The following is a 13,029-nucleotide window of genomic DNA, read 5'->3' on the forward strand; positions in this document are numbered from 1 at the left end:
ATCTCTTGAAGGGTTTCATCTGCGCGCTCGCCCTCGCGGCGCCGCTCGCCGCCCCGTTCTCTGCCCCTGTGCGAGCCGACGATGTCGGCGCCTATCTCGCCGGGCGCTCGGCGGCGGTGCATTCCGATTTCGAGGCGGCGGCCCGCTACTACATGTCGGCCCTCGCCAGCGATCAGGGCAATGCGGGCCTTGCGAGAGACACTCTGACAGCGCTCGTCGAGCTGGGCGACTTCGCTGCCGCCGAGCCGCTGGCCCGCGGCCCGGCCGCGCAGGAGGGGCTGGCCGCGCTCGTGCGCCATGTTCGCCTGGCCGAGCAGGGCGACTGGCAGGGGATTCTCGATGATCTGCCTGCCGGTGATGCGGGCCTGGGCATGGTCGAACAGCTGGCGCGGGCCTGGGCGCTGGCGGGCGACGGGCGGATGCGCGACGCGCTGGATGCCTTCGATGCGATGGCGGCGGTCGAAGAGCAGCGGCCCTTCGCGCTCTACAACAAGGCGCTGGCCTTGTCGCTCGCCGGAGATCTGGAAGGGGCGGAGGCGCTGTTCTCGCTGCCGCCGGAGCAGGGCATGCCCGTCACCCGGCGCGCTGTGCTCGCCCATGCCATCCTGCTCGGCCAGCTTGGCCGGGGCGGGGAGGGGGCTGACTTGCTGGAGGAGCGGCTGGGCCTCGATATGGCGCTCGCTCCGCTGGCGGAGGACCTGCGCGCCGGCCGCCCAGTGCCGCCGACGGTGCCCGATGCCCGCGCGGGGCTGGCGGGCGTGTATTTCGCCCTCGCCGACTGGATGAGCACGCTCGACCGCTTCGACCTGCGCCAGCTCGTCTATGCCCGCGCCGCGCTCTGGCTGACGCCCCAGGATCTCGAAGCCATGCTGCTCGCCGCTGACAGCTACGAAATTCTCGGCCGCCCCGATCTGGGCATCGCCCTGCTGTCGGGCGTGGGCCCGGCCAGCCCCGCCTTTGCCGCAAGCCAGAAGGCGATGGCCGCGCTGATGCGCCGCTCAGGCGATGCGGCGGGGGCGGCGGAGGTGCTGCAGGCGCTGCTCGCCGACAACCCGGATCAAGCAGACTTGCAGGCGGCTCTAGGCGATACCCTCCGGGCGCTGGGGCGTTATCCCGAGGCCGAGGCGGCCTACGATCAGGCCCTGCTGCTCTACCCCGGCGACGCGCCGGTGCGCTGGCACCTGCACTACACCCGCGCCATCGCGCGGCAGGAGGCGGGCAACTGGCCGGGGGCAGAGGACGATCTGCGCCGCGCGCTTGAGCTTCAGCCCGGCGAGCCGCGGGTGCTGAACAGGCTTGGTTACTCGCTGGTGCTGCGCGGCGAGGCGCTCGACGAGGCGCTGGGCATGGTGCAGCGCGCGGTCGAGGCAGAGCCGCAGAACGCCGCCATCATCGACAGCCTCGGCTGGGCGCTGTTCAGCCTTGGCCGGCTGGACGAGGCGGTGCCGCAGCTGGAACGAGCCGCCGAGCTCAGCGCCGCCAATCCCGAGATCAATGAGCATCTGGGCGACGCCTATTGGCGAGTCGGGCGGCGCGAAGAGGCGCGGGTGCAATGGCAGCGCGCCCTCTCCTTCGGGCCGGAGGCTCCGGCGCCGGCGCGTCTGCAGGCCAAGCTCGAAGACGGCATGGCCCCCGCCGAGGTCGCCAGCGGGGGCTGAGGCTCAGCCCTTCAGGCAGCCGGCAATGGCGTCGGCCATGCTGGTGATCAACGCCGGGTAAAGGCCGGCGCCCTCGGGCAGGTCGGAGCCGAGCGGGTCGAGCACGGCGCTGCGGGCCTCGGTGCCGTCGAGCAGGGTCTCGGCGAGGCCGGGGTCGAATTGCGGCTCGGTGAAGACGCAGGCGATGCCGCCCGAGGTGACCGCATTGCGCAGCTCGCTCATCCGCGCCGGGCCGGGCGAGGCGCCGTCGCCCAACGAGATGCCGCCCTCATTGGTAAGCGCGAAGGCGTCGGAGAAATACTCGTAGCCATCGTGGAAGGTGAGGAAGGGTAGGCGCTGCACGGGCGTCAGGCTGGCGCGGGCGGCCTCTGTCGCTTCGGCGATCTGGGCGGCGCCATCGGCGGCATTGTTGCGGTAGATGCCGGCATGCTCGGGGTCGAGCTCGGCCAGCTTGTCGGCGATGGCGTTCAGCCAGACCGCTCCGTTGGCGGGGGCGAGCCAGGCATGCGGGTCGAGCCCGTCATGATGGTGCCCGCCCTCCTCTTCGGCATGGTCGTCGCTCTCGTCGTAATTGCGCAGGATGACGCCCTGCGCATCCAGCAGCTCCACCGTCACCGCGCCGCTGGCGAGGGCGGGCAGGGCGCGGGCGAGGCCGGGCGTCAGCTCCGGCCCGACCCAGAACACCAGATCGGCCCGCTCCAGCGCCGCCGCCTCTGACGGGCGCAGCGCATGGTCATGCGGGCTGGCCCCCGGCGGCAGAATCTGCGCCGACGTGCCCAGATCGCCCATCACCATCGCCGCCAGCGATTGCACCGGCGCAATATCTGTCGCGACCTGCGGCACCTCGGCAAACAGTGGCGGGGCGGCAAGGCTGACGGCGGCCAGAAGGGGGAGGAACAATCGCATGGGTGGGCCTGTTATAATGTAACGGTGTGCCTTGATAGCGCTGACGATATAACATAGCAAGTAGTTCAAGGCTCAGGAGGCTCACATGCAGACTATCGGTTTTGAGCGACACGATCACCACGGATGCATCGAGCAAGGTGTGGCCGCGGCCGATGCGCATTGCCGCGAGGCTGGCCTGCAGCTCACCCCGCAGCGCCGCCGCGTGCTGGAGATCTTGCTGGCCGAGCACAAGGCCATGGGCGCCTATGAGATCCTCGATCGCCTGAAGGCCGAGGGCATGGGCGCGCAGCCTCCTGTCGCCTATCGGGCGCTCGATTTTCTCGTGAAGCACGGCTTTGCCCACCGGGTGGAGCGGCTGAACGCCTTCATCGCTTGCTCGCATCCCGACGAGACGCATACGCCCGCCTTCCTCATCTGCCGCCAATGCGATGCGGTGGCCGAGGCGGTGGCCGAGGTGGCGCGCGGCCGGCTTGGCCAGGTCGCGGGCGAGGCCGGCTTCGAGATCGAGCGGGTCGTGGTCGAGGCCGAGGGGCTCTGCCCCGTGTGCCGCGGCGTCGGGGCCGAGGGCGCCCGGGCGTGAGCCTGATCAGTCTGGACGATGTCGCCGTCAGCCTTGGCGGCCAGCCAGTGCTGCACGGCGTGTCGCTGGCCATCGAGCCGGGCGAGATCGTCACCGTCGTCGGGCCGAACGGCTCGGGCAAGACCACGCTGATGCGTCTGGTGATCGGCGCGCTGGCGCCCGATGCCGGGCGTGTCACCCGCGCGCCGGGGCTGACCATCGGCTATGTGCCGCAGAAGCTGCATATCGACCCGGGGCTGCCGCTTTCGGCCCGCCGCTTCCTGTCGCTGCCGCGCCCCGTCAGCCGCGCCGCTGCCGATGCGGCGCTGGAAGAGGCTGGCGTCGGCGCGCTGGGCGACCGGCAGATGGCCCAACTCTCGGGCGGGCAGGCACAACGGGTGATGCTGGCGCGGGCGCTGCTGGCGCAGCCGCAGCTGCTTATCCTCGACGAGCCCACGCAGGGGCTCGACCAGCAGGGCTCCGCCGCCTTCTACCGCCAGATCGAGCAGGTGCGACAGACCCATGGCTGCGCGATCCTGCTGGTCAGCCACGATCTGCACGTCGTGATGGCGGCGACCGACCGGGTGATCTGCCTCAACGGCCATGTCTGCTGCGAGGGCGCGCCGGAGCATGTGGCGAGCGCGCCGGAATACCGTGCGCTCTTCGGCTCGGGCACGCAGGGCGCGCTGGCGCTCTACCGGCACGAGCATGACCATGCGCACGGGTCCGAAGCGGGGCATGACCACGCGCACCACCACCACCACGGGGCCGAGTGATGCTCGACAGTTTTCTGGTGCGCGCAGCCCTCGCCGGGCTGGGCATCGCGCTGATCGCGGCGCCGCTCGGCTGCTTCGTGGTGTGGCGGCGGATGGCGTATTTCGGCCACGCCACGGCCCATGCCTCCGTTCTCGGCGTGGCACTGGGGCTGGCGCTGTCGATCTCGATCTTCTGGGGCGCGCTGGCCGTTGCGCTGGTGATGGGCCTCGCGGTGAGCTGGCTCGACAGGCGCGGCCATTCCAGCGACAGCGCCATCGGCGTGCTCAGCCATGCGGCCCTCGCCTTCGGCCTGGTGGCGGTGGCGCTGACACCGGGGCTGCGCGGCGACCTTTCAGCCTATCTCTTCGGCGACATCCTGGCGGTAACACGGGGCGACCTCGCCATCATCTGGGGCGGCGCGGCGCTGGTGGCGGCGCTGCTGGCCTGGCGCTGGCGGGCGCTGCTGACCTCGACCCTCGGCCCCGATCTGGCCCGCGCCGCCGGATATGACGCAAGGCGCGAAGAGCTGGTGCTGGTCGTCGCCCTCGCCATCGTGGTGGCCGTTGCGCTGAAGGTGGTCGGGGCGCTGCTGATCGGCGCGATGCTGGTCATCCCCGCCGCCGCGGCCCGGCCGCTGGCCCGCACGCCGGAGGGGATGGCGGGGATCGCCGCCGGGCTTGCCGCAATCTCGGCGCTGGGCGGGCTGTGGCTGGCGTATCTCTTCGACACGCCGGCGGGGCCGAGCATCGTCTGCCTCGCCTCGGTGCTCTTCGCCATCACGAGCCTGATGCCCCGGCGTGCGGGCTGAAGCGATTTCCATATGGAAATCGCGCACGGAAACCATATGGTTTCCGGCGCCTCAGAGCCGCCCGCGAGCGTGCGGCCCGGCCCAGGCCAGCCAGATGGCGGCCGTCCAGGTGAAGCTGTTGCCGCCAGCCGGTGCCCCGTCGAGCGGCGAGAAATACTCGTAGAACCCGTGCTCGGCGATGAGCTTCTGCGTGTCCTTGCGCAGCTTGTTGGCCAGCAGCGTATGGCCCATCTCGGCCAGCCCCAGCCCGATCATCGCATTCAGCACCGCCCAGATCGGCCCGCGCCAATAGCGCAGTGCATCGAACCGCCGCCGCCGCGGGTCGAGCGAGGCGACGCCGTATTGCGTGCGGTCGAGAATGTCGGTCAGCAGCTGGTGCAGCTCGGGGTTCTCAACCCCCGCGTACCAGGCGAGGAACGAGGCCGAGCCGGGGGCGCCGGAGAACTCGCCCGTGCGCAGATTGCGCGAATCGTAGAAGCCCTCCGGGTTCCAATGCGCCTCGGCGCCGCGCTCCAGCTCCTTGATCCAGCCCTCGATCTCGCCGGTGTAATGGTCGAGCTCGGCGGCAATGTGCAGAAGGTCGCGGCAGGCGCGCAGCAGGATGAAGGTCATGCCCACATCGGCCACGCGGAACGGCCCGTCCCTGGCGATCACCGCCTCGTCCCAGCCGGCATCGCGCGAGAATTGCACGATGGCCAGGTAGCGGTCGTAATCTTCCTTGCTGGGCCGCATCGAGGCATCAACATGCGCGGTATCGCAGCGCGTGTACTCGCCCACGTTGGAGCCGTCGACATTCTCCAGCGCCGCGTCCCAGTCGGCGGCATTGTCGCGCCCCGATTCCCACGGATGGGTGATGGCGACCATGCCGTCCTGCACCCGGTGCTTCATGAACCAGCGGTGCCACGAGACGAGCCGTCCGTAGACCAGCTCCATATGCACGCGGCCGTAGTGCTTGTCGGCCTCGTAGACCGAGCGGATCAGCGTGGCGGCGACCGGCGGCTGGGTGATGCCCGAGGTATGGGGCACGCGCGGAACCCGCCACACGTCGGGGCCCGGGAAGTAACCATCGGCCCGCTTGTGGAAGATGATATGTGGGACCATGCCATTGTCCCACTGCCCGGTGAACAGTGTCTGGATCTCGAACCAGGCGCGGCGCACGTCGAAGGTGGAAAAGCCCCAGGCGGCGAAGCAGGAATCCCAGTTCCACTGGTAGGGGTAGAGCCCGGCCGTCGGCACAGTGTATCCGCCCCGGTCGTTGCCGCGCAGGATCCGCCGGGCCAGCTTGTCGATCTTGTCTGCATCCATCCAAAATGCTTGGCGCCTCGGCAGGGCCAAGGGCAAGGCCGGGGGCATCTTCGCTGGCCTGCGCGCAGGAACTGCGCAGCCCGCAGGCCACAATTGCGTGATTTCTCGGCAAGTCTTGCCCCGCCCGGCGGATTATCGTCTAGCTCTGCCGAATCTTGAATTGCCGGACTCTGCCGATGTTCGATGCCGCCCTCCGCCGAATGATCGACCCGCCGCTCAATCAGGCGGGCCGGCGCCTGGCAGAGGTTGGGCTGACCGCGAACCTGATGACCTCCGCCGGGCTGGCCGCGGGGCTGGTTTGCGCCGCGATGATCGCGGCGGGCTGGGAGATGCTGGCGCTGCTGCCCTTCGCCCTGCGCTGCCTCGCCGACGGGCTGGACGGCGCCATCGCAAGGGCCACCCGCAAGACGGATTTCGGCGGATATTACGATATTTCCGCCGATTTCCTGTTCTACGGCGCCGTTCCACTGGCCTTCGTCGTCGCCGATCCGACCAGCCGCGCCGCCTCTGGCGCCTTCCTTCTGGCGAGCTTCTACTTCAACGGCGCCACCTTTCTCGGCTTCTCGGTGCTGGCCGAGCGGCGGGGGATGGAGACATCGGCGCAGGGCGAGAAATCGCTCTATTACTCCAACGGCCTTCTGGAGGGCGGCGAGACGCTGGCCTTCTTCATCCTGCTGATGCTGCTGCCGGAGGCATTCGCGCCGCTCGCCTGGGCATTCGGCATCGCCTGTTTCCTGACAGGCACATTGCGGCTCATTGCGGCCCGTCGCCTCTTCCGGGGCTGACATTTGCACTTGTATCTAGTAGCCAAGATCAAACACGCGGCGAAGCAGGCCTAAATAAAGGGCAGCCACCGCGAAAGGGTATGTGAATCATCCGGTGCTAAAGGGGTTGCGGGCAAAGGCTCGCCCCCGCACAGGCTGGTGTTGAAGGAAAGGTCGCCGATGTCGCAAGTCTCCGAGGCCGTTCTTCCCGTCGACACAAGCCGAACGGGATGGACAGGCCCCTGGCGCGGCACCCGCCTGCGTGAGCGCAGCCCCCGCCCGGTCACTCCGGCGAAGCGGGCCATGGATATTACCGGCGCTCTTCTGCTCTTCGCGCTGCTCTGGCCGGTGATCTTGCTTTCTCTCGCAGTCATGCTGGTGGCGGAAGGGCGCCCGGTCTTCTTCATCTCCGAGCGGATGCGCACGCCTACGCAAAGCTTCAAGCTCATCAAGCTGCGCACCATGCAGACCGATCTGAGCGCCGAGGGCGTGACGGGCGGCGACAAGGCGCGCCGCATCTCGCGCCTGCAGCGCTTCGTACGCCGCGCCCGGATCGACGAGCTGCCGCAGCTGTGGAACGTGCTGAAGGGCGACATCTCGCTCGTCGGCCCCCGCCCGCCGCTGCGCAAATATGTCGAGAGCTTCCCCGAGATCTATGGCGAGGTTCTGAAGAGCCGCCCGGGCATCACGGGGCTCGCCACGATCGTGTACTACCCGACTGAAGAGAAGCTGCTGGCCGCCTGCAAGACGCCGCGCGAATCCGATCGCACCTATCGCACCCGCTGCGTGCCGCGGAAGGCCCGGCTCGACCTGATCTACCAGAAGAACCGCACCATCTGGATGGATCTCTGGCTCGTCGGCCGCACGGCGCTGACGCCGTTCCGCCGCAAGGGCTGACAGCTACCCCGCATCCTCATCGACAGCGCTCGCGCGAATCGCGGTGATGAGCCGGCCCCGCGCCGGTGGCAGCGGATGATCGCCTCCGCCCGCCAGCAGCTTGTGCTCGATGAACCAGCCCGTGGTGCCGAGCGCGTCGGCGACCTCGGCCGCGCTCCCCGCGCCCTGGCCCAGCATCACTTGCGGCAGGGGCAGCAGCTTCGGCGCCCATTCGCCGGCGCCAGTGGCGCTGACGGCGCGGCCCGACTTGGGCGAGACGTAGACGAGCGCCTCCGTCGTGCCGGTCACCGCGCAGGAGGTAAGGTCGAGCCCGTAGCCCATCTCCTCCAGCAGCGCCCGCTCCCATTGCAGATAGGCCAGCGCGAAGATCGGCTCGCCGGCCATGCCGATCAGCGCCAGGCTCTGCCGGTAGAGGCCGGGATGCGGGTCACGCTCCGGCAGGGTGAGCGAGAGCAGCGCGCAGATCGAGCTGACACCGGCCAGAGCCAGCCGAGAGCCAAGTGCCGGGCTCGCCCCCTTCGGCTCGAAGGTGAAGGAGCCAAGATGCTCCGGCAGCCGCGCGCGCCATGTGAGATCGAGCAAGTTGCCGGGTTGCAGATGCGGGCGGGCCTTGCGAGAGATACCGCCGCGCACGAGGCCGGCGTGCCGCCCATGCGCCTCGCTCATCACCTCGACAAGCGCCGCCGTCTCGCCATGCGGCCGGGCTGAAAGCACGAAGCCGTCGTCTCGCCATTCCATCAGGCGGTTATCAAGGCGCGCGCCCGGCTTGTATAGGGGCCGCCTGGCCCTTGCGCAGCGAGTGGAAACCGGCAGGAAGGGGCCATGTCCCGCCTTGCCCAGCCTGCCGCCGTACTCACCTGCCTCCTTTTCCTCGGGGTGACGCTGTTCGACATCGTGCCCGCCTTCGCCGAGGGCGTGCCGGGAGAGGCCCTGTGGCGGCGGGCGCGCTACTTCACCGACCTGACCATCTGGATGGGGCTTGGCGCCTTCACCTGGATGGCCGTCGTCGGGCGACCGCTCTCGCGCGGCTTCGGGGCCGGGCTGGTGCTCTGGCTGGCCATCGTCGGCGTGGTGTTCTTTACGATCCTCGGCGGCGGGAATGCGACGGGCTATTGGGCCGCGGTCACGTTCATCCAGCATGCCGTGCTGCCGATCGCCGCCGCGCTCTGGTGGCTGGCCTTTGCGCGCAAGGCGGGGCTGCGCTGGCGAGCGGCGGCGGTGTGGTTGGTCTGGCCTGCGCTCTACCTCGCCTACGTCCTCGTTCGTGGCGGGCTGGACGGGCTCTGGCCCTACAGCTTCGTCAACGTGGTGGAGCTGGGCTGGACCGGCAGCCTGCGCAACATGGCGCTGTTCTTCGGGGCCTTCTGGATCGCGGGCCTGGCGCTGGTGGCGCTGGCGCGGATGCTGGGCGGCTTGCAGCGGCGCTGAGCCCTCAGGCCAGCGCCCTCGGCCAGCGGTAGGGGGGGGCACCCCGCCACTCCGACTCTGCGGCCGTTCCCCCGCCCGGTGTGTGCGCCGAAGGCGCAGTACGAGTGCCGGGCCGTCCCGCTGGCTGGCGCTCAGGTCGGGGCAGCGCGAAGCCCTCCTCTGGGAGGGATGTGGCAGGCATAAAGCGCGATAGCTGACGAGGCAGGGCGCCACCCCATGGGCCGGCGCTCGCCCTGCGCCTGCAGGCTTTGGTCCAGCGGAGAGCGAGCGGTGCGCAGGTGAGCGAGCGATCCGCCCACGAGGCCCCGCTACGCCAGCCCGTCTTCCTCAAGCAGCGTCCGCCCGTGACTGTCCTCGATCTCGATGACCCAGAGGTCCGGGTCCATGCCGCGCTGGCGGCGGGCGCTGTCATCCACGTCCGCCTCCGGGCCCTCGGTGAGCAGCGTCCAGTGGCGGGTGTCGCTCTCGTAGTCCCAGCTGCGCTGGTAGAGCTTGGCGGTGCCGTCCATCGTGGCCAGCTTCACCAGAACCGCGCCCGCCGTGTCGTCGCCGCGGTGGGTGAGATAGGCGGGGATGCCCGCCAGCTCGAGCCGCTTGCGATAGGCGGCGACCCAGAGGCCGGTGGCGAGGCGGCCCTCCATCAGGCGCCGTCTTTGAAGTCGAGCCCCATCTCGGAGTAGCGCTCGGCCTCGTCGAGCCAGTTCGGCCGCACCTTCACCTGCAGGAAGAGATGCACCTGCCGCCCGAGAAACTCGTTGAGCTCCTCGCGGGCGGCCTTGGAGACGGCCTTGATCGTCTCGCCGCCCTTGCCGAGCACGATGCCTTTATGGCCGTCGCGGGCGACATAGACGATCTGGTCGATGCGGGCCGAGCCGTCCTTGCGCTCTTCCCACGCCTCCGTCTCGACCGTCAGCTCGTAGGGCAGCTCCTGGTGCAGGCGCAGCGTGAGCTTCTCGCGGGTCATCTCGGCGGCGATCATGCGCATGGGCAGGTCGGCGATCTGGTCTTCGGGGTAGAGCCACGGGCCCTCGGGCACCTGGCCCGCCAGCCATTCCTTGAGATCGTCGCAGCCATGGCCGCGCTCGGCGGAGATCAGGAAGGTCTTGTCGAAGGCGTAGCGGGCGTTGAGCTTCTCCGTCAGCGCCAGCAGCACCTCGGCCTTCACCTTGTCGATCTTGTTGACGATCAGCGCCACGGGGCGGCCGCCCGCGACCTCTTCCAGCTTCTCCAGGATGGCCTCGACGCCCTCGGTCAGCCCGCGATGCGCCTCGATCAGGAGGGCCACGACATCGGCATCGCCGGCCCCGCCCCAGGCGGCGGCGACCATGGCGCGGTCGAGCCGGCGGCGCGGGCGGAAGAGACCGGGTGTGTCGACGAAGACGATCTGGCTCTCGCCCTCGATCGCCACGCCGCGAATGCGGGCGCGGGTCGTCTGCACCTTGTGGGTGACGATGGAGACCTTGGCGCCGACCATGCGGTTGAGCAGCGTCGACTTGCCCGCATTGGGCTCGCCGATCAGGGCGACGAAACCGGCACGGGTGGGCATGGGGCAGATCCTCTGGCTCGGGGGATGGCGGGGCATAGCCGATGCGGGCCCGCTTGTGAAGGGAGTCGGGAGGTGCCGGATCGCCGGCGGCCTCCCGCCCACCCACCCCGGCGCGCCGGCGATCCTGTTGGAACGGGCGGTGCGGGGTGGAGGGGGCAGGACCGGGGGCCAGCCCCCGGACCCCCGGGATATTTCCAGAAAAGCGAGATGAAGGGGGAGGGGCGGAGGGCGCGGTGCCTTCCGGGCGAGGGGTCAGCTGCTGCGGACCTGCTGCAGCAGTGCCGTGGCCGCTTCATGCTCGGCGACGCGCTTCGAGCCGGCTTCGGCGCGGGCACTTTGGCCGGTCGAAAGGCGGGCCTCGATGGTGAAGACGGGCGCATGGTCGGGGCCGGAGCGAGCGATCTCGGCATAGGTGGGTGGGGCAAGCCCGCGCGCCTGGGCCCATTCCTGCAGCGACGTCTTGGCGTCGCGCGCATCCGCCGGCGCGGCGGCGACCCGCCCGCCCCAGAGCCGCAGCACCAGGTCGCGGGCCGGCTCGAGCCCGGCGTCGAGATAGACGGCGGCGATCACCGCCTCCATCGCGTCGGCCAGCAGCGCCTCCTTGCGGCGCCCGCCCGACATCGATTCAGACCGGCCGAGCTTGAGCACTTCGCCAAGCCCCGCCTCGCGCGCCACTTCGGCGCAGGTCTCGCGCCGGACGAGGGCGTTGAAGCGCGGGGCGATCTGGCCCTCACGCGCCGTCCTGTCGGCCTTCAGCAGCGCCTCGGCCATCACCAGGCCCAGCACGCGGTCGCCGAGGAATTCCAGCCGCTGGTTGTCTTCCTTGCCGGCGCCGGTGGCGGAGCCATGCGTGAGGGCGCGGCGCAAGAGGGCGGGGTCGCCGAAGCGATGGCCGAGCCGTTCGGAGAAAGCGGCAATGTCGCTGGCGAGCGTCATGGCGCTGGCGCCTGAATACCGGTGGACCGCCAGCCGGCATTCAGCATCAGGACCTGAAAAACGAGCGTCGCCTCGGCCACGCCGCGCTACTCCAGCTTCTTGAAGTACCGGTCGCTCCGCCATGTCCAGAAGGCGAGGATCGAGCGCCCGGCGGAGGAGAAGATCACGCGGTCGGCGCGGCCGACGATATCGGCGAAGGGCACATAGCCCACCCCGCGCGCGGATTGCGGCACGCGGCTGTCGGTCGAGTTGTCGCGGTTGTCGCCCATGAAGAAGTAATGCCCCTCGGGAACCGTGAAGACGCCGGTATTGTCGAGCCCCTGGTCGCCGATATCGAGGATGTCATGCGTCACGCCATTGGGCAGCGTCTCACGGTAGCGCGTCTTCAGGCATTCGGCACCCAGGCCGACGGCGCCGTTGGAGCAGCGCGGCGTGCCACCCTGGGGCCCCTGCGGCTCGTAGGTTTCGCTGAAGACGCCGTCGGGCACCACTTCCACCGCTTCGCCGTTGATCTGCAGGACGCCGTCGATCACCTGGATGCGGTCGCCCGGCAGGCCGATCAGCCGCTTGATGAAGTCGCGCCCGTCCACCGGGTGGCGGAAGACGACGATATCGCCGCGCTCGGGCTCGCTGGCGAGGATGCGCCCCTCTTCGCCCATCCAGCCGCAGAAATCATCGGCGCCGATATCGATGCCGAGAGCAGGGATGCGGATCGAGGGGCAGGAGGCGTAGCTATAGCCATAGGCCATCTTGTTGACGAAGAGGAAATCGCCGACCAGCAGCGTGTCCTTCATCGAGGACGAGGGGATCCAGAAGGGCTGGAAGAACAAGCTACGGAAGACCCCGGCGATGAGCAGGGCATACACGATGGTCTTGATGGTCTCCCAGGTCCCGGCAAGGGCGCCCGTCTTCTCGGTCATTTTGGATCTGCCTTATCGCCAGCCTCGGCCCGCGCTTCATGGAGAGGGCGCTGGCTTGTGTCAACATGGGGTGCGCCGCAGGGGCTGGTGTTCACGCAGCCGTTCAGCGAGGGCGCGAGGGCGCGGCTAGTCCGGCAGCGCCTCGATCACAACCATAGCCTGCGCCCAGGGGTGATCGTCTGTCAGGGTGACATGGATGACGGCGCGGTGGCCCGGAGGCGTTAGCTCATCGAGCCGGGTCTTCGCCCAGCCCTGCACATGCATCACCGGCTGGCCGCTGTGCAGGTTGGTGACCGACATGTCCTTCCAGGCGATGCCCATGCGCAGTCCGGTGCCGAGCGCCTTCGAGCAGGCCTCTTTCGCGGCCCAGCGCTTGGCATAGGTGGCGGCGACAGCATAGGGTCGGCGCTCGGCGCGGGCGCGCTCGCGGTCGGTGAAGACGCGGGAGAGGAAGCGCTCGCCGAAGCGGGCGATGGTGCCCTCGATCCGCTCGATATTGGCGAGATCCGTGCCGATGCCGAGGATCATTGCGCGCCTCCGCCCGGC

15 protein-coding genes are annotated in these 13,029 nt (G+C 69.5%); 7 read left to right on the plus strand and 8 right to left on the minus strand.

Features of this window, described 5'->3' with window-relative positions; genetic code table 11:
* Window positions 1–5: 5 nt before the first annotated feature.
* Window positions 6–1,658 carry a tetratricopeptide repeat protein gene (locus ACXN5S_RS03085; RefSeq protein ID WP_458603915.1) on the plus strand — a complete coding sequence of 551 codons (1,653 nt, stop codon included), beginning with the start codon at window positions 6–8 and terminating at the stop codon, window positions 1,656–1,658.
* Window positions 1,659–1,661: 3 nt separating this feature from the next.
* On the opposite strand, the gene ACXN5S_RS03090 is transcribed toward ACXN5S_RS03085, so the two are convergent.
* Complete coding sequence (locus ACXN5S_RS03090) at window positions 1,662–2,564, minus strand: zinc ABC transporter substrate-binding protein (protein WP_458603916.1); 903 nt, start codon at window positions 2,562–2,564, stop codon at window positions 1,662–1,664.
* An 85-nt stretch (window positions 2,565–2,649) separates the two neighbouring features.
* On the opposite strand from ACXN5S_RS03090, the gene ACXN5S_RS03095 reads away from it, so the two are divergent.
* From ACXN5S_RS03095 to ACXN5S_RS03105, 3 genes are read left to right on the plus strand one after another with little or no spacing between them, the layout of a single operon-like run.
* The gene (locus ACXN5S_RS03095) at window positions 2,650–3,144 is read left to right on the plus strand and encodes a transcriptional repressor (RefSeq protein ID WP_458603917.1); all 495 of its coding nucleotides are present in this window, start codon (window positions 2,650–2,652) and stop codon (window positions 3,142–3,144) included.
* The gene (locus ACXN5S_RS03100; RefSeq protein WP_458603918.1) at window positions 3,141–3,899 is read left to right on the plus strand and encodes an ATP-binding cassette domain-containing protein; all 759 of its coding nucleotides are present in this window, start codon (window positions 3,141–3,143) and stop codon (window positions 3,897–3,899) included. The genes ACXN5S_RS03095 and ACXN5S_RS03100 overlap by 4 nt, the downstream gene beginning before the upstream one ends.
* Complete coding sequence (locus tag ACXN5S_RS03105) at window positions 3,899–4,687, plus strand: metal ABC transporter permease (RefSeq protein ID WP_458603919.1); 789 nt, start codon at window positions 3,899–3,901, stop codon at window positions 4,685–4,687. The genes ACXN5S_RS03100 and ACXN5S_RS03105 overlap by 1 nt, the downstream gene beginning before the upstream one ends.
* Before the next feature lie 51 nt (window positions 4,688–4,738).
* Here the strand turns inward: ACXN5S_RS03105 and ACXN5S_RS03110 are convergent, their stop codons facing one another.
* The gene (locus tag ACXN5S_RS03110; RefSeq protein ID WP_458603920.1) at window positions 4,739–5,992 is read right to left on the minus strand and encodes an MGH1-like glycoside hydrolase domain-containing protein; all 1,254 of its coding nucleotides are present in this window, start codon (window positions 5,990–5,992) and stop codon (window positions 4,739–4,741) included.
* A 176-nt stretch (window positions 5,993–6,168) separates the two neighbouring features.
* Here ACXN5S_RS03110 and ACXN5S_RS03115 point away from each other — a divergent pair, with 176 nt between their 5' ends.
* Window positions 6,169–6,777, plus strand: a complete 609-nt coding sequence (locus tag ACXN5S_RS03115) for a CDP-alcohol phosphatidyltransferase family protein (RefSeq protein ID WP_458603921.1) — start codon at window positions 6,169–6,171, stop codon at window positions 6,775–6,777.
* A 159-nt stretch (window positions 6,778–6,936) separates the two neighbouring features.
* Window positions 6,937–7,653, plus strand: a complete 717-nt coding sequence (locus ACXN5S_RS03120) for a sugar transferase (protein ID WP_458603922.1) — start codon at window positions 6,937–6,939, stop codon at window positions 7,651–7,653.
* Window positions 7,654–7,656: 3 nt separating this feature from the next.
* On the opposite strand, the gene recO is transcribed toward ACXN5S_RS03120, so the two are convergent.
* The gene (recO, locus tag ACXN5S_RS03125; protein WP_458603923.1) at window positions 7,657–8,391 is read right to left on the minus strand and encodes a DNA repair protein RecO; all 735 of its coding nucleotides are present in this window, start codon (window positions 8,389–8,391) and stop codon (window positions 7,657–7,659) included.
* Between the two features lie 84 nt (window positions 8,392–8,475).
* Between recO and ACXN5S_RS03130 the strand changes: the two genes are divergently transcribed.
* Window positions 8,476–9,081 (plus strand): Pr6Pr family membrane protein, encoded by a 606-nt coding sequence (locus ACXN5S_RS03130; RefSeq protein ID WP_458603924.1) that lies wholly within the window; start codon window positions 8,476–8,478, stop codon window positions 9,079–9,081.
* A gap of 308 nt (window positions 9,082–9,389) precedes the next feature.
* Here ACXN5S_RS03130 and ACXN5S_RS03135 read toward each other — a convergent pair whose 3' ends face one another.
* From ACXN5S_RS03135 to acpS, 5 genes are all read right to left on the minus strand, one after another.
* Entirely contained in the window at window positions 9,390–9,722 is a 333-nt protein-coding gene (locus ACXN5S_RS03135; RefSeq protein WP_458603925.1) for a DUF1491 family protein, read from the minus strand.
* Window positions 9,722–10,627, minus strand: coding sequence for a GTPase Era (gene era / locus ACXN5S_RS03140; protein WP_458603926.1), 906 nt, complete (start codon window positions 10,625–10,627; stop codon window positions 9,722–9,724). Before era ends, ACXN5S_RS03135 begins: the two co-directional genes overlap by 1 nt.
* Before the next feature lie 252 nt (window positions 10,628–10,879).
* Window positions 10,880–11,563, minus strand: a complete 684-nt coding sequence (gene rnc / locus ACXN5S_RS03145) for a ribonuclease III (protein ID WP_458603927.1) — start codon at window positions 11,561–11,563, stop codon at window positions 10,880–10,882.
* Window positions 11,564–11,649: 86 nt separating this feature from the next.
* Window positions 11,650–12,483, minus strand: coding sequence for a signal peptidase I (gene lepB, locus ACXN5S_RS03150; RefSeq protein WP_458603928.1), 834 nt, complete (start codon window positions 12,481–12,483; stop codon window positions 11,650–11,652).
* Between the two features lie 126 nt (window positions 12,484–12,609).
* Entirely contained in the window at window positions 12,610–13,011 is a 402-nt protein-coding gene (gene acpS / locus ACXN5S_RS03155; protein ID WP_458603929.1) for a holo-ACP synthase, read from the minus strand.
* Between the last annotated feature and the right edge of the window lie 18 nt (window positions 13,012–13,029).

The sequence above is a fragment of the Pseudoroseicyclus sp. H15 genome, from assembly GCF_054353345.1.